Below are 15621 nucleotides of genomic sequence, written 5' to 3'. Positions count from 1 at the left end.
GGTACGTCACCCAACGCCTCGAACCCACCCGCCAGACCACCTACGCCCACACCCGGGTCAGCAGCTAACGACGCCGTGATGGTTGCGTGCACGTACTCCGGGTCATACCCCTGAAACTCGCCGTCCCCCCAGACTGGGTCGCCCCTCCCGGCCAAGTCGGAATCGGCCAGATCGATTCCAGCTAGGGCAGCTTCCACCAGCCCTACCCACACCGCATCTGCTTCACCAGCCATACCTACCGGACCATCACGGTCCAGGGCTACCGGCGACAAAGAAGCAGTACGCGAATCCATACCCCGAACTTTAATCAAACACATGTTCGATTTCAAGCTCCCAGCGCAGGGTGATGGTGATCGTCGGAGGCGCGGTGGAAGTCCTTGCGCCGTCCCATCGTGCTGGTTCAAAGGGGGGCGGCGTTGGGTGTCGTCGCCGGCGTCGCGGCGAGCGGCCACGCCGCGGTTGGGTCATCACGGAGGTCACGGTGGCGGTCAGGTGCCGCGGTACTCGTGTTTGCGTCTGGATGTCGTGCGCAGCCAGCTTTGATGCTGGGACGGTGCCGCCGTGACGCGCTGGCCGTGACCGGTTCGTTAGCCGTCGAAGTGGCGGATCTATATCAGGTGCGTAACACCGCGACGTTCCTTGCGCCGTCGCGTTGGTCAAGTGGCCGGTCGGTGGGTATGTTCAGTACCTCTAGCAAACCCTCTGCTCCACTAAGGGAGTAATTAGTCGTGACATTCAAGAAACGAGGAGCCAGGGCGGGCGCACTTGTCGCCGCCGTCGCCCTGCTGGCGGCAGCGTGTGGCAGCGACGACGACGGCGACGACACCCCCGCCGACGCTCCGGATGACGCACCTGCGGAAGTCGAGGCCGGCGGCGAATTCAGCATCTACCTGTGTGAGCCGCAGTTCCTGGTGCCCGGAAACTCCACCGAAGTCTGTGGTAGCGCGGTCCTCGAGCAGCTGTTTAGCGGCCTGACGGCGGTCGACTACGACACGGGTGAGGCGTACGGTCTGATCGCCACCGACTGGGAGACCGACGACAACATCACCTGGACGTTCAACCTCCGTGATGACTTCACCTTCCACAACGGTGACCCGGTCACCGCGCAGTCGTTCGTCGACACGTGGAACTGGGCGGCCGACCCGGACAACGCTCAGCAGAACGCGAGCTTCTACGACAAGTTCGTCGGCTACGAAGACGTCATCAACGGTGACGCCGACACCATGGAAGGTGTCCGGGCGATCGACGACACCACGCTCGAGATCGAGATGACGGTGCCGTTCTCCCCGTTGCCGGTCATGCTGAGCTACACCGGGTTCTACCCGATACCGGACGAGGCGTTCGACGACATCCAGGCCTTCCAAGAGGCGCCGATCGGCAACGGCCGGTACGAGATGGACGGCGTGTGGGAGCATGACGTCGAGATCGCCATGACCCGGTACGAGGACTGGCCGGCGGACAACCCAGGTGTCGCCGACCGCATCGTCTGGCGGATCTACGACGACATCAACACCGCCTACCTCGACGTGCAGGCGGGCAACCTGGACATCTTGACCGGTATCCCGCCGGAGCGCGAAGCTACCGTCGAGACGGACTTCGGAGACAACCTGCTCCGGGCGGAGAGCTCGTCGTTCACCTACATGGGCTTCCCGCTGTACCAGGAGGAGTTCCAGGACCCGGACATCCGGCACGCGATGTCGATGGCCATCGACCGGCAGCCGATCATCGATGCGATCTTCAGCGGCGCACGGGTTCCTGCCACGGCCGTGATTCCGCCGGTGCTCCCGCAGCACCGCGCGGACGCGTGCAACTACTGCGAGTTCGACCCCGAGACCGCGGCGGACATGTATGAGGCCGCTGGCGGCCCGACGGAGCTGACCATCTACTTCAACTCCGGTGCTGGGCACGAAGACTGGACCGAGGCCGTCGCCAACCAGTGGCAGCAGAACCTCGGTGTCACCGACGTCACCTTCGAGAGCCTGGAGTTCGCCCAGTACCTCGACCTACACGACGACAACGAGATCAGCGGCCCGTTCCGGCTCGGCTGGGTGTTGTCGTACCCGAGCCCGCAGTACTCGATGGAGCCCATCTACACGACCGGGCAGAGCTCGAACTACACCGGGTACTCCAACGAGGAGTTCGACAGCCTGATCGCCGAAGGCAACGGCGCCGAAACCCCGGAAGAGGCGGACGCGCTGTACCAGCAGGCTGAGGACATCTTGCTGGAGGACCTGCCGGTCATCCCGATGTGGTACGAGACCAGGACCTCGGTGTTCACCGATCGGGTGAGCAACGTTGACGTCGACCCGCGGACCTTCACCCGGGTTGAGCAGGTCCAGGTCAACGAGTGATTCAGCGACCGCTGACAGTGAGGGCCGCCCCGTTGGGGGCGGCCCTTGCTGAGACTGCAGGCTGGATGCGATGAAAGGCTACGTCTTACGACGGCTGCTCCAGTTCATCCCCGTGGTGATTGGAGCGACGTTCATCATCTTCGCGCTGGTCTTCGCGATTCCGGGTGACCCCATCCGGGCTCTCGCCGGCGACCGCCCGATGAGTGACGCCGTAAGGGAGACCCTGCGGAACCAGTACAACCTGGACGACCCGTTGCTGATCCAGTACGGCAAGTACATGCTGGCGCTGGTCCAGGGTGACTTCGGGACGACCTTCACCGGCCGGCCGGTGAGCGACATCATCGCCCAGCGTGCACCGGTGTCGGTTCGGCTGGTCTTGACGGCGTTCGTGATCCAGGCCGTGATCGGTGGTATCGCCGGAATTCTCTCCGCGCTGCGCCGGCAGGGGTTCGTCGATTCGCTGGTCCAGGTCTCCACGACCGTTCTGGTCGCGATCCCGACGCTGGTGTTGGCGATGATCGGACAGGTGGTGTTCGGCCTACACCTGGGTTGGTTCCCGATCGCTGGTGCCGGCGAAGGCTGGTACAGCTATATCTTGCCGGGTGCGATGCTGGCATCGACGTCGATGGCGCTGATCGCGCGTCTGTTGCGCACGTCGCTGTTGGAGAACTTGCGCGCGGATTACGTGCGGACGGCCACGGCCAAAGGTTTGAGCCGACGCCGGGTGGTGGTCCGGCACGCATTACGCAACTCCCTCATACCGGTGGTCACGTTCCTCGGCGCCGACCTCGGTTCCATGTTGGGAGGCACGGTCATCATCGAGGGCATCTTCAACTTGCCGGGGCTCGGCGGTGAGGTGTTCCGCGCGATCGGTGCCCAGGAGGGCACGGTCATCGTCGGTATCGTCACCTTGTTCGTGCTCGTCTTCGTGAGCTTGAGTTTGATCGTCGATATCCTCTACGCCTACCTCGACCCGCGGATTCGTTATGACTGATGCACAAGTAAACCGGGATCAGGCGGTCGCGCAGGAAACGGCCGCGGCTGGTGGGTCGGTGGACTCGACGAGCCTGTGGGGTGACGCCTGGCGGGAGTTGCGTCGTAACCCGTTCTTCGTCATCTCGGCGTTGCTCGTCGTGCTGTTCATCGTGATGGCCATCGCGCCGCAGCTGTTCACCGGCACGGATCCGCGCTCCTGCGACCTCTCCCGATCGCTGGAGCGGCCCAGCGGGCAGCACTGGTTCGGCTTCGACCTGCAGGGATGTGACTACTACGCCAGGGTCATCTACGGTGCGCGAGCATCGATCGTCATCGGGCTGGCGGTCACTTTCCTCACCGCGGCGATCGCTCTTGTGCTGGGGTTGATGGCCGGGTATTACGGGAGGCTGCGAGACGCATTGATCTCTCGGTTCGCCGACTTCGTCTTCGCGCTGCCGTTCTTGCTCGGGGCCATCGTCTTCCTGTCGGTCATCGAACGACGTGCGATTCCCCAGGTGGCCGGGGTGCTGATCGTGTTCAGCTGGCCGGTGATGACGAGGATCATGCGCTCCTCGGTGATTTCGGCTAAGAACGCCGACTACGTGGCAGCGGCCAGGGTGCTGGGGGCCAGCGACGTGCGGATCATGCGTAAACACATCCTGCCGAACGCGCTGGCGCCACTCATGGTGTATGCCACCGTGTTCGTCGGTCTGGTGATCGCCGCCGAAGCGTCGCTGACGTTCCTGGGCGTGGGGCTGCAACTGCCGTCCATCTCGTGGGGCCTGCAACTGTCGGGTGCGCGAGGCCGGATCCTCACCGACCCGCACCTGCTGTTCTTCCCTGGAATGTTCGTCGCGCTGACGGTGTTCGCGTTCGTCCTCATGGGCGATGCCCTCCGGGACGCACTCGACCCCAAGCTACGGTAAGGACCGACCCTGATGACCGCACCCTCGCAGGAACCCCACGTGGTGTTAGCGCCGGGCGACCGGCTGCTCGAGGTCCGCGACCTCACGGTGGAGTTCCGGACCACCCATGGCGTCGTCAACGCCGTCAACGGGGTCAGCTTCTCCCTCGACCGCGGCGAGACGCTGGCGATCCTGGGTGAGTCGGGCTCCGGCAAGAGCGTCAGCGCGCAGGCGTTGATGGGCCTGATCGACACCCCGCCAGGTTTCATCACCGACGGCCAGATCCTCTTCCACGGTGAGGACCTGCTGGCCAACAGGCACCTACAGCGCCAGATCCGCGGCCGCGCCATCACGATGATCTTTCAGGACGCACTCTCGGCCCTGAACCCCGTGTACACGGTGGGCTGGCAGATCGGCGAGCAACTGCGAGTCCATCGGAAGATGTCGCGTAAGGCTACCCGGGCCAGGGTCATCGAGCTGATGGAACTGGTGAAGATCCCGAACGCGGCCGCGCGGGTGGACGACTTCCCACACCAGTTCTCCGGCGGGATGCGGCAGCGGGCCATGATCGCGATGGCGCTGGCCCTCGACCCGGAGATCCTCATCGCCGACGAGCCCACCACCGCACTCGACGTGACGGTGCAGGCTCAGGTGATGGAACTGCTCGACGACCTGCGGCGCGAGTTGGGGATGGCGCTGATCCTGATCACCCATGACCTCGGCGTCGTGACCGAGGTGGCGCATCGGGTGGCGGTGATGTACGCGGGTCGTATCGTCGAACAGGGCGACGTGAACAGCGTGTTCAAGAACCCGGCGCATCCTTACACCGAGGGATTGATGAAGTCGATCCCGCGGGTCACCGACAAAGGCCATCGGCTGGTGCCGATCACGGGTGCACCACCGAGTCTGTCGCGGATCCCGTCCGGCTGCCCGTTCCATCCGCGTTGTCCGTACAAGCGACCCGACACCTGTGTGGAGGAACGGCCACTGTTGCGGTCCGTCCTGCCTGGCAGGCTCACCGCCTGTCACTTCGCCGAGGAGGTGCTGTCGTGACGGGTGAGCCCCTGCTGAAGGTCGACGGCCTGATCAAGCACTTTCCGATCGGCCGTAAGGTGATCGGCCCCGGTGGTCTCGCCACCGTCAAGGCGGTGGACGGGGTCTCGTTCGAGCTGGCCCGGGGGGAGACCCTCGGCATCGTCGGTGAGTCAGGCTGTGGGAAGTCGACCGTGGCCAAAACCCTGGTCCGGCTCGAAGAACCTACCTCCGGCACCGCCACCTTCGAGGGCGAAGACATCTTCGCGATGTCGGCCCGGCGGCTGCGAAAGTTGCGCCGCGAGGTCCAGATCATCTTCCAGGACCCCTACGGTTCGCTGAACCCACGGATGACCGTCGGTGACATCATCACCGAAGCCTGGGAGATCCACAAAGACACCGTCCCGCGGCGGCAGCGGAAGACGCAGGCGCAAGAGCTCCTGGAACGGGTCGGGCTCGACCCGGGGATGATCAACCGATATCCGCACCAGTTCTCCGGCGGCCAGCGCCAGCGGATCGGTATCGCGCGGGCGCTGACGCTCCGGCCGAAGATCATCATCTGCGACGAGCCGGTGTCCGCGCTCGACGTCTCCGTCCAGGCGCAGGTGGTCAACCTCTTGGAGGAGATCCAGGACGACTTCGGGTTGTCCTACATCTTCATCGCGCACGACCTGTCCGTGGTGCGGCATATCTCCGACCGGGTCGGCGTCATGTACCTCGGCCGCATCGTCGAGCTGGGTAACGAGCAGCAGATCTACGAAGAGGCGACACACCCCTACACCCAGGCGCTGCTGTCCGCGGTCCCGATTCCCGACCCCGACGAGTCGGCGGTGGCCAAGGCGAACCGGATCGTGCTGGAGGGCGACGTGCCCAGTCCGATCGATCCGCCGTCCGGCTGTCATTTCCGCACCCGGTGCTGGAAGGCGGATAGCCGATGCGCCGAGGAGGATCCGGAGCTGATCGACCGGTTCGCCCACGGGCACCCCTCGGCCTGCCACTACGCGGCGATGCGTGATCCCGTGGCCTGACAACTAACAAACTCCGCGGGCGGCCAGGAGCTCCATGAGACGTGGCACCGGCAGGGCAGGGGAGCGGTGGCCGTCGCGTCCGGTCATCTCCTCCGCCGCCACCAGGACGTTGATCACCGCCTCCTCCACCGCCCAGGCCGTCGCCTGATAGAAGGCGTCCATCTCGCCCCACGGTACGAACTCCATCGACTGGAGTGGGGCCGGGCCGTCGCTTCGAGGGAAACTGCTGTTCAGCGCCCCGGCGTTCGCCGTGGAGAAGGCGAGGAACAGATCGCCGGAGAAATGGGACCCGGTGGTGCCCGTGCGGGCTAGGCCCATCGGTACCCGCCGCGCCAGGGCTTTGCACTGACCCGGGAGCAGTGGTGCGTCGGTGGCGACGATGGCGATCACCGAGCCGGAGCCGGGAGGAGCGATCCCGTCGTTGTCCTCGATCGGGTTGTCGTCGGCGAGATCCGTTCCCACCGGCACCCCGGCGACGGTGAGCTCGGCCCGGGCGCCGAAGTTGGCCTGAACGAACGCGGCCACCGTGTACGTGTGGTCGCCGTAGCGGACCAGCCGGGACGACGTGCCGTTGCCGCCTTTGAAGGAATAACAGTTCATCCCCGTCCCGCCGCCGACGGCGCCTTCGGCGACGGGTCCGTCGGTGGCGGCGTCGATGGCCCGCACCGCGTGCTCCGGGCGGATATGTGAGCCGAAGATGTCGTTGAGGTAGCCGTCCCACGTCTCGGCCACGACCGGCAGCAACCACTCCGACGGCGGCTCGGGCAGGTTGCTGGACACCCAGTCGATGACGCCACGGTGGCACGGCCCCACGGCGTGGGTGTTGGTGACGAGAACTGGCAAGCTCAGCGCGCCAGTCTCCTCGAGCCAGGCCGTGCCCGTCATCTCACCGTTGCCGTTGAGTGAGAACCAGCCGGCCGCGCACGAGGCACCCACGCCCCCGCGGCCCCGGGGGAGGACGGCCGTCACGCCGGTGCGCACCGGCCCGTGTCCGACCCGGAGCGGGCCGGAACCGTCGACGAGCGTCACCGTGCCGACCTCGACCCCGCCGACATCGGTGAGGGCGTTGTGGGCGCCGGGCCGTCCGGGGAACGGGATGCCGAGTTCACGGGCCCGGGGGCGGGTGCTGCTGGTAGTACCGCTGGCGGGTGGGGTCACACTGGCTCCCGGGGAGGTTCGGGGACATCGGTGGTGCTGGTTGCGTCCGTGGCTGACGGTACCGCTACGACGTCGTCTTCGTCGGCGGCGCCGCGCAGGACCCACTGCCGGCGTCGCCGGATCACCAGCAGGTAATAGAGCGCGGAGACGGTAAGGACGCCGAGCGAGACGAACAGACTGGGCCGGCCGATCTCGGGGTCGCGTGCGCTCTCGTAGATGACATAGAGCAGGGCGCCGATGCCGATCAGTGGCGGCAGCGGGAACCACGGCATCTTGTAGGCGCCATGTGCGGTGCTCCCGTTGCGCCGGCCGACCAGAGCTGCCAGGCACAGGGAGCCGTAGATGACCACGAGGCCGGTTCCGGTGGCTACGAGGAGGAGGGTCTCGTCCATGAAACACACGGCGGCGGCGACCACGCCCACGACGAGGGTGGCGACCCAGGGGGAGCGGTACTTCGGGTGGATCCGGGCGAGTGCGTCGCTGACCGGACGTGGCCAGGCGTGATCCCGCCCGGTGCTGTACAGAAGGCGGGCGGCGAACAGCATGATGGCGAGCACGGCGTTGATGATCGCCAGGGCCACCGCCAGGCTCATGATGGTGTTGAGGGTCTCGCCGCCGCGTTCCAGCAGGAAGTACTCCATCATGTTGCCGGCACCAAGCAGGTCCTCCAGGCTCGGCGCACCGAGCATGACGGCCGTGACCGGGATCAGCTCGAACGTCACCGTGATCCCTAGAGCCCACAGGATCGCGCGGGCGATCCCGCGAGAGGCGTCTCGGGTTTCCTCACCCATGTATACGGCGGACCCGTAGCCGTTGTACGCGAAGATCGCCACGGCGGTTGCCCCGGTGATGAGCCCGGCTGAGGCCGGCACCAGCATGCCGCCGGCGTCGAGCACCACGGGGTTGGTGAGCAACTCGGTGATCGGACGTTCGATCCGGACGATGCCCAGTGCGGCGAGGACCACCAGGGCGATCATCTCGATCACCAGGAACGCGCCGGTGACGGCCGCGTTGAACCGGATACCCAACATTCCGATACCAGCACACGCGAGCGCGGTGATGGCGCCGACGATGGCGACGTTGAGCCCGTCGAAGAGCACCCCGAGGTATACCCCCACGCCGAGGGCGATCACCGCGATGATGAAGACCTGGATGACCAGCAGCAGACCCAGGATCATGAACCCGGGCAGGCGGCCGAGGGTCCGGCCGACGATCGCGTACTCGCCACCGGTCAACGGGTACGCCGACGACAGTTCGGCGTAGACGAAGGCCATGAAGATGCCGACGACGCCGGCCCCGACGAAGCTGTAGAAGGCGCCGGTGCCGGCCTGCCCGATGACACCGGGCGCGATGATGAACACCGACGACGCCGGTGTGATGGCCGAGAGGGTGATCAGGATGGTGCCGATGGTGGGCAGCCGTCGGCGTAGATGCGGCGGCTGCCCGTCACCGGCGGTGGATGAGTGATCGGGCATGGATAGCTCCTCCAGACTGGCCGGCGGCACCGGCCAATGACGGTGAGGAGACTCTGTCACCGGGGGCGCGCGGCTCGCGATAGACATCATGTCCGCAGCGGGCGACGATCTCGGACATCATGTCAACCCGTCGTGGCGCTAGGGTGGATCTGATCGACCAGCTTCGTCGTCCCGACGAGATCCCAGTCATCCGCAGAGAACCGGAGATGAGGCCCGCCGTGTGCGGATATCGAAAGGCCGCGGGCAGTGTCGGGTGAGGTCGGCAGCCCGCGGACGGTACTCACCGTCGCCGAGGTGCTCCGCCTGCCGGCAGTACTCGTCGGCCGGCCCGAGGTCCTCGCCGCCCGGGCGCACGTGGACAACCCGGTCCGTTGGGTGCACGTCAGCGAGCTGCCGGACATCGCCGGTCTGCTGCAGGGTGGTGAGCTGATCCTCACCACGGGTGTCTTCCTACCGGTCGACGACGTGGAGTTGCGCCGGTACGCGGCGGAGCTGGCCGGCGCCGGCGCGTCGGGTCTGATCGTCGAACTCGGACGCCGGTTCACCACCCTCCCGCCCGCACTGGTCCGCGCCTGCGAACGCACCGGACTACCCCTGGTGGCGCTCCACCGGGAAGTGCAGTTCGTCAAGATCACCGAGTCGGTCCACTCGATGATCGTCGAGCACCAGTTCGCCGCACTGCGAGCATCGGAGCAGGCGCACGAGGTGTTCACCGCCTTGTGTGTGGAGGGCGGCTCACCCGACCAGATCATTAGCGAGGTCGCCCGCATGGCCGGGTGCCCGGTGGTGTTCGAGAACCTCATGCACCAGGTGATCGGATACGACACCGGGGGAATGCCGGTGGAGGACCTGCTGCGCAACTGGGAGGCTCGCTCACGAGTGGTACGTGCCGACGCGCGCACCGGCGTGTGCGGGCCGGAGGGATGGGTGGTGACATCGGTAGAGGCACGTGGGGAGGCATGGGGGCGGCTGGTGTTGCTGCCGGCCGACGACCCGTCACCTACCCAGGTGCTGGTTCTGGAGCGGGGCGCCACCGCGTTGACGCTGAACCGCCTGCTGGAACGGAACCGTGAGACGTTGGAGCGCCACGCGCATCGTTCCATCCTGTCCGACATCGTCGATGCGCGGTATTCGTCGGCGCAGGAGGTCGAGGTCCGCAGCAAGGCGCTCGGGGTGCCGATCGGGCGCCGGGCCCTGGTGGCCGTCGTCGTCGACGCCGGCCACGACACCAACGCGACCAGCGCGGGGCGGGAGGCCGGGGACCCGGCCGAACTCGTCGCCGCCGCTGCCCGGGCAGCCGACGTCCGGGCGCTCGTCGGGGTGCTGCCGGGACCACGGCTCGGGGCGCTGGTGCCGCTGGCTGCCGGCACCAGCCGTCGGTCGGTGATCGAGCGGCTGGCCCGGGAGATCCACAAACGGTTCGGCCGGGATCGGCTGCCGGCGGTGGTAGCGGTGGGATCGACGGTCCGCGAACTCGACGAGGTACGACGTTCGTTCGCGGAGGCCGGGCAGGTCGCCGACGTCGCTCGGCGATCCGGAGTCGGGAAGTTGTACTACGAGTTGCCCGACATCCAACTGCGGGGACTGCTCTACATCCTCAGCGAGGATCCAAGGCTGCAAGCGTTCGTCGAACGGTCGCTCGGGCCGTTGCTCGAACACGACAGCCAGCACGGGACGGAGCTGCTGGAGACCCTGCGCGTCTACGTCGGGCACGGTGGCAATAAATCCGAGGCGGCCTTAGCGTTACATTTGTCCCGGCAAGGGATGTATCAGCGGCTCGAGGCCATCGGCCGGATTCTCGGCGTGTGCCTCGACTCCGCGGAGGTGCGCACATCGCTGCATGCGGCGGTCATGGCGCTCGACTCGTCGCTGCATACCTTCCCAGCCCCGGAAGGGGCGGATACGCCCAGAACTGAACTGTTCAGGAACAGGCGCTGAGTTGCGTCGACCGTGCGTGTACCGTGGGTCCGACGGTTGACGCGGTAGAAAGGGCGGCCCGCGTGGAAGTGCAGGAGACGGAGGTGCAGACAGATCGGGTCTTCACCATCCCGAATCTGCTGTCCCTGCTCAGGTTGCTCGGCGTGCCTTTGTTCCTGTGGCTCATCCTCGTTCAGGAGGCCGACCTCTGGGCGTTGGCGGTGCTGGCCCTGTCCGGCATCACCGACTACCTCGATGGAAAGTTGGCGCGCCGCTGGAACCAGATCAGCCGGGTCGGGGAGCTTCTCGACCCACTGGCCGATCGGCTCTATATCTTTAGCACCATCGTCGCATTCGTGCTTCGGGACATCATTCCGCTCTGGTTTGCGATCTTGCTCGTCTCCCGCGACGTTCTTCTCTTGTGCCTCGTTCCGATCTTGCGTCGGCGTGGTTTGATCAGTTTGCCGGTGCATTTTCTCGGCAAAGCCGCCACATTCTGCCTGCTTTACGCCTTTCCGCTCTTGCTGCTCGGCATAGGTGACGGTACTCTGCATACCTTGGCACAGGTGTTCGGGTGGGCCTTCGCTGTTTGGGGGGTCGCCCTGTATTGGTGGGCCGGCGTCCTCTATGTGGAGCAGGCTCGCCGGTTGCTCCGGACTGGTGTGGCGGCAGAGCCGGAAGACGAGCATGATCAATGAGTCTGGGTAGGCGTGCAGCGGATATGACGGTGGCGGGCAGGAACAGACCGGAAACGCGGCCCCGCGACGCCTCCATGTCACTGCTGAACAACCTGTTCTCCCAGTCACTCGAACCCGGATATGCCCAGGCCGCGGCCCGTCGCCGCAGTACCGGCGAGCAGGATGGCGGGGACCGCACGGTGCGGTCCCGGGTTTCGGTTGCGTTGGTGATCGGCATGCTCGCCCTCGGGCTGTTGCTGGCGATGGCCATCGTGCAGGCCCAGGGCAGCGTCGGTGTGGTATCGGCGGAACGGGAAGGCCTCATCGAGCGGATCCGTGGCGAGGAGGCCAAAACCGAACGGCTGCAAGACTCGCTGGCGTCACTACGTTCGGAGATCTCGGAGCTGGAAGACACCCAGCTGAGGCAGACCTCCACCGGCCAGTCGCTGCGCGAGCGGCTTCAGCTGCTGCAGGGGGCGGCCGGCACATCTGCCGTGGCCGGACCAGGTATCGCGGTGGTGCTCGACGACGCCGAAGACATCGAGGCAGCCGAGCGGCCCGACCTGGCGCGGGTCCTCGACGTCGACTTGCAGATGGTGGCCAATGGACTCTGGGCGGCCGGCGCTGAGGCGATCAGCATCAATGGCGAGCGGCTGACGACGATGAGCGCCATCCGGATGGCCAACAACATCATCCATATCAACCAGCAACCCCTTAAACCGCCGTATGCCGTTTGGGCCATTGGTGACTCCCGCACCTTGCCGAGCCGGTTCAGCGAAGGGCCAGGAGGTGACACCTTGCGGGTGGCACAGCAACAAGGCGTGCGCTCGGCGGTGCGGGTCGAGGAGTGGCTGGAGTTACCGGCCGCCCGTTCACAGCTCATCTACGCACGTCATGCGGAGGAGGCCTCGTGATCCCCGCTCTCGGCCTGTTGGTCGGCGTCATCGCCGGACTGTTCCTCGACGTCTCGGTGCCGCTGGAACTTCAGCCCTATATGCCGATCGCCATCGTCGCCGCGCTCGATGCCGTGTTCGGTGGGATCCGGGCGGTGATGGAGGGCATCTTCGACAACAAGGTGTTCGTCGTCTCGTTCGTGGCCAACGTGCTCATCGCGGCGCTGATCGTCTTCCTTGGTGATCAATTAGGCGTGGGGGCACAGCTGTCCACGGCGGTCATCGTCGTGTTGGGTATCCGCATCTTCACCAATGTCGCGAGCATCAGACGGCTGGTGTTCAGGGCGTGAGTGGCCATGACCGATCAGGATAAGAACCAGCAGCCACCGGACGACGCTGCCGATCAGGTCCCGGACGGCGCGGCCGAGAAGACCCCCGACACTTCGCCGGAGCCCGGCCCTGCCGCGAAGAAGCCGGCGCCACCGCGGTTCACCCCGGTGGCGCCGTCCGGAGCCAAACGGTTCTGGCGGGCCCTCACCAAGCGGCCGCACGCCGGGCATGTTGGTGTCGGGCTGCTCGTCGGGATTCTAGGTTTCGCCGCGGTGGTTCAGGTGCGCGGCGATGAGGAAGACGTGCTCGCCCACGCCCGCCGGGATGAGTTGATGCAGATCTACGACGGTCTGCGCCGTCAGGGTGACCGGCTGGAGGAAGAGATCACCGAACTCCGGCGCGGCCGCGACGAACTCATCTCCAGCGCTGACGCGGAGAGCGTGGCGATGACCCAAGCAGAGGAGCGGCTGCGGCAGACTCAGATCATGGCAGGCACCGCCCCGGCCACCGGGCCCGGTATCCAGATGACGGTCAGCGATCCGGACACGAACGTCAGGTCTGTCGAACTGTTCGGTGCGGTGCAGGAACTTCGCTCAGCGGGCGCCGAGGCCATCCAGATCGAAGGGGTCGGTAGCGACACCTCGGTCCGGGTGGTCGCCGACACCCACTTCTTGGACGCCGACGGTGGGGTGCGGGTGTCTGGGCGCACTCTGGAGCCCACGTACGTCGTCACCGCCATCGGCAACCCCGTCAACCTCGAAGAGGCGATGTACTTTCCGCAAGGTGTGGTGAGCAAACTGGAGCAGAAGGACGCCGAGGTCACCATCACTCAGTTCAGCGAGCTTACCGTCGATACCCTGCACGAGGTCCAGGAACCCCAGCATGCCCGGCCGGCGCCGGAGGAAGATTGACCGGAGGGCGCCCGCGACGACGAGTCCTGGGCGTGTGATGATGTGGCGTGCACGCTGGAAGGCGTCCCGCCGTTGAAGGAGGCAGAATCCACCCATGTACCCCGAGGACCTGAAATACACCTCCGAGCATGAGTGGGTGCGCAAGCCGGGCGAGGCCGATGGCAGCGTCCGGGTGGGCATCACCCACTTCGCTCAGGAACAGTTGGGCGACATCGTCTACGTCCAGCTTCCGGCCGTTGGCGACGCCGTCACCGGCGGAAAGACATGCGGCGAACTCGAATCGACGAAGAGTGTCAGTGAACTCTTCGCACCGATGTCAGGCCGGGTCGTGGCCCGCAACGACGAACTCGACTCCGCGCCGGAGCGGATCAACACCGACCCCTACGGTGCGGGCTGGATGTTCGAGTTGGTGCCCGACGACCCCTCGGTGTTCGATGGGCTGATGAGCGCTGAGGACTACCGCGCGCAGGTCGAGGGTTAACCGTGGCCGGTCGGGGTCTAGGCGACAAGCCGCGAAGTTGACCCTGTGCCTGGTCCAGCCATAAGTTTCCACTATCTTTCGCAACCCTAGAGGCGAAGATCGTGAGTCTGGCATAGACTCACGACGCGCCGAAGATGTCGAGCCGCGGACGCAGCGGCGGGAGGCCGAGCCGATGCCGTTCTGTACTCAGTGCGGGCACGAGAATCCGAGTGATGCCCGGTTCTGCTCGCAGTGTGGATCGAGGATCGTGACGTCGGTGTCGCAGCCAGAGGCTGGCGACGCCACGAGCACGATGATGATCCCGCGCGAGGACGCGGACCGAGACGAGGGACGCGACCTCGGTGCCAGCGATCAGGCCGCGGTCGACGCACTGCCCGAGGGCAGCGCGTTGCTCGTGGTGTTGCGGGGTCCCAACGCCGGTAGCCGGTTTTTGCTGGACTCCGACGCGGTGAGCGTGGGCCGACACCCTGACTCCGACATCTTCCTCGATGACGTCACCGTGTCCCGGCGGCATGCGGAGTTCCGCCGCGTCGAAGGCGGTTTCGTGGTGTCGGACGTCGGCAGCCTCAACGGCACCTACGTCAACCGTGACCGCGTGGACGAGGTCTCGCTCACGAACGGCGACGAAGTCCAGGTCGGTAAATACCGCCTGGTCTACTACTCCAGTCAGCACGGTTTCGGAGGCGGACCGAGGTGAGCTCGGCGCTGCCAGCTCGCCAGACCATGAGTATCGGGGAGGTTCTGGCCCAGCTGCGGCCCGATTTTCCCGATATCAGCATTTCCAAGATCCGTTTCTTGGAGACCGAAGGTCTGGTCGAGCCGCAGCGCTCCGCATCCGGTTACCGCCGTTTCACCGGCGACGACGTCGCCCGGTTGCGGTACGTCCTCACCGTTCAACGAGACCACTACCTTCCGCTACGAGTGATCAAAGATCAGCTCGAGCAGCTCGACCGCGGTATAGAGCTGGTCTCGGACGGAGAACACACCGTCACGCCCTATACGGCGGCCAATACGAAGCCCACTCAGGATGAGGTCGCGTTGACCCGCTCCTCGCTCCTGGAGGCGGCCGGTATCAACGACACCCTGCTGACCGAGCTGGAGTCGTTCTCGCTGGTGCAGCCGGGCCGCTCCGGCGTCTACGACGCCCACGCGCTCTTCGTCGCCCGTACGGCCGGTGAACTAGCGCAGTACGGGCTGCGGCCCCGGCATCTGCGTTCGGTCCGCAGTGCCGCCGAGCGTGAGGTCGACCTCGTCGAGCAGGTCCTGGCGCCCATGTTGCGGCAGCGCAGTGCCGACGCCGCGGGCCGGGCGGAAGAGACGGCAGCCGAGATCGCCCGGCTGACCACCCGGCTGCATGCGGCGTTCGTCGATGCGGGTGTCAGGCGCTTGCGGCCCAGGTGATCCATACCGGCCCGACGGGCGAGTCCGCCTCCGCCGGCCGATTGTGCTTGTGGGCCCTGGGAGCATCGGCCATGCCAAGGTAGTCTG

The 15621-nt window shown here is 66.1% G+C and carries 16 protein-coding genes; 13 read left to right on the top strand and 3 right to left on the bottom strand.

Annotated elements, in window-relative coordinates; genetic code table 11:
* Positions 1-293: hypothetical protein (locus G8760_RS29055; protein ID WP_166356305.1), on the bottom strand; the 293-nt coding region annotated here is incomplete at its 3' end.
* 435 nt (positions 294-728) lie between these two features.
* Between G8760_RS29055 and G8760_RS29050 the strand changes: the two genes are divergently transcribed.
* The 5 genes from G8760_RS29050 (at position 729) to G8760_RS29030 (ending at position 6291) form a co-directional block, all read left to right on the top strand.
* Positions 729-2351 (top strand): peptide ABC transporter substrate-binding protein, encoded by a 1623-nt coding sequence (locus G8760_RS29050; protein ID WP_166356304.1) that lies wholly within the window; start codon positions 729-731, stop codon positions 2349-2351.
* Between the two features lie 70 nt (positions 2352-2421).
* Complete coding sequence (locus G8760_RS29045) at positions 2422-3345, top strand: ABC transporter permease (RefSeq protein ID WP_166356303.1); 924 nt, start codon at positions 2422-2424, stop codon at positions 3343-3345.
* Positions 3338-4252 (top strand): ABC transporter permease, encoded by a 915-nt coding sequence (locus tag G8760_RS29040; protein ID WP_166356302.1) that lies wholly within the window; start codon positions 3338-3340, stop codon positions 4250-4252. Before G8760_RS29045 ends, G8760_RS29040 begins: the two co-directional genes overlap by 8 nt.
* 12 nt (positions 4253-4264) lie before the next feature.
* A complete protein-coding gene (locus tag G8760_RS29035; RefSeq protein ID WP_166356301.1) occupies positions 4265-5284 on the top strand; it encodes an ABC transporter ATP-binding protein in 1020 nt (339 codons plus the stop codon).
* Complete coding sequence (locus G8760_RS29030; protein ID WP_166356312.1) at positions 5254-6291, top strand: ABC transporter ATP-binding protein; 1038 nt, start codon at positions 5254-5256, stop codon at positions 6289-6291. The genes G8760_RS29035 and G8760_RS29030 overlap by 31 nt, the downstream gene beginning before the upstream one ends.
* 3 nt (positions 6292-6294) lie before the next feature.
* On the opposite strand, the gene G8760_RS29025 is transcribed toward G8760_RS29030, so the two are convergent.
* Positions 6295-7449 carry a DmpA family aminopeptidase gene (locus tag G8760_RS29025; protein ID WP_166356300.1) on the bottom strand — a complete coding sequence of 385 codons (1155 nt, stop codon included), beginning with the start codon at positions 7447-7449 and terminating at the stop codon, positions 6295-6297.
* Positions 7446-8924 (bottom strand): APC family permease, encoded by a 1479-nt coding sequence (locus tag G8760_RS29020; protein ID WP_166356299.1) that lies wholly within the window; start codon positions 8922-8924, stop codon positions 7446-7448. Before G8760_RS29020 ends, G8760_RS29025 begins: the two co-directional genes overlap by 4 nt.
* A gap of 246 nt (positions 8925-9170) precedes the next feature.
* On the opposite strand from G8760_RS29020, the gene G8760_RS29015 reads away from it, so the two are divergent.
* From G8760_RS29015 to ftsR, 8 genes are all read left to right on the top strand, one after another.
* Complete coding sequence (locus tag G8760_RS29015; RefSeq protein WP_166356298.1) at positions 9171-10862, top strand: PucR family transcriptional regulator; 1692 nt, start codon at positions 9171-9173, stop codon at positions 10860-10862.
* 62 nt (positions 10863-10924) lie between these two features.
* On the top strand, positions 10925-11539 hold the full coding sequence (gene clsA / locus G8760_RS29010) for a cardiolipin synthase ClsA (protein ID WP_166356297.1): 615 nt from the start codon (positions 10925-10927) through the stop codon (positions 11537-11539).
* A gap of 29 nt (positions 11540-11568) precedes the next feature.
* Positions 11569-12432, top strand: a complete 864-nt coding sequence (locus tag G8760_RS29005; protein WP_166356296.1) for a DUF881 domain-containing protein — start codon at positions 11569-11571, stop codon at positions 12430-12432.
* Positions 12429-12761, top strand: coding sequence for a small basic family protein (locus G8760_RS29000; protein WP_166356295.1), 333 nt, complete (start codon positions 12429-12431; stop codon positions 12759-12761). Before G8760_RS29005 ends, G8760_RS29000 begins: the two co-directional genes overlap by 4 nt.
* A gap of 6 nt (positions 12762-12767) precedes the next feature.
* A complete protein-coding gene (locus G8760_RS28995; protein ID WP_166356294.1) occupies positions 12768-13652 on the top strand; it encodes a DUF881 domain-containing protein in 885 nt (294 codons plus the stop codon).
* A 94-nt stretch (positions 13653-13746) separates the two neighbouring features.
* Positions 13747-14133: a glycine cleavage system protein GcvH gene (gene gcvH, locus G8760_RS28990; protein ID WP_166356293.1), complete on the top strand. Its 387-nt coding sequence runs from the start codon at positions 13747-13749 to the stop codon at positions 14131-14133.
* Positions 14134-14305: 172 nt separating this feature from the next.
* Complete coding sequence (locus G8760_RS28985; protein WP_166356292.1) at positions 14306-14830, top strand: FHA domain-containing protein; 525 nt, start codon at positions 14306-14308, stop codon at positions 14828-14830.
* Positions 14827-15534, top strand: a complete 708-nt coding sequence (gene ftsR / locus G8760_RS28980) for a transcriptional regulator FtsR (protein WP_246222726.1) — start codon at positions 14827-14829, stop codon at positions 15532-15534. The genes G8760_RS28985 and ftsR overlap by 4 nt, the downstream gene beginning before the upstream one ends.
* Positions 15535-15621 lie beyond the last annotated feature (87 nt).

The organism is Phytoactinopolyspora limicola (assembly GCF_011320225.1).
Classification (GTDB): Bacteria; Actinomycetota; Actinomycetes; order Jiangellales; family Jiangellaceae; genus Phytoactinopolyspora; species Phytoactinopolyspora limicola.
The sequence above is the reverse complement of the archived record's forward strand: the minus strand, read 5'-3'. Positions and strand labels throughout refer to the sequence as shown.

Coding starts and splice junctions, on each gene's coding strand:
- G8760_RS29045 (WP_166356303.1), top strand. CDS start 2,422: ATGAAAGGCTACGTCTTACGACGGCTGCTCCAGTTCATCCCCGTGGTG.
- G8760_RS29040 (WP_166356302.1), top strand. CDS start 3,338: ATGACTGATGCACAAGTAAACCGGGATCAGGCGGTCGCGCAGGAAACG.
- G8760_RS29035 (WP_166356301.1), top strand. CDS start 4,265: ATGACCGCACCCTCGCAGGAACCCCACGTGGTGTTAGCGCCGGGCGAC.
- G8760_RS29020 (WP_166356299.1), bottom strand. CDS start 8,924: ATGCCCGATCACTCATCCACCGCCGGTGACGGGCAGCCGCCGCATCTA.
- G8760_RS28995 (WP_166356294.1), top strand. CDS start 12,768: ATGACCGATCAGGATAAGAACCAGCAGCCACCGGACGACGCTGCCGAT.
- gcvH (WP_166356293.1), top strand. CDS start 13,747: ATGTACCCCGAGGACCTGAAATACACCTCCGAGCATGAGTGGGTGCGC.
- G8760_RS28985 (WP_166356292.1), top strand. CDS start 14,306: ATGCCGTTCTGTACTCAGTGCGGGCACGAGAATCCGAGTGATGCCCGG.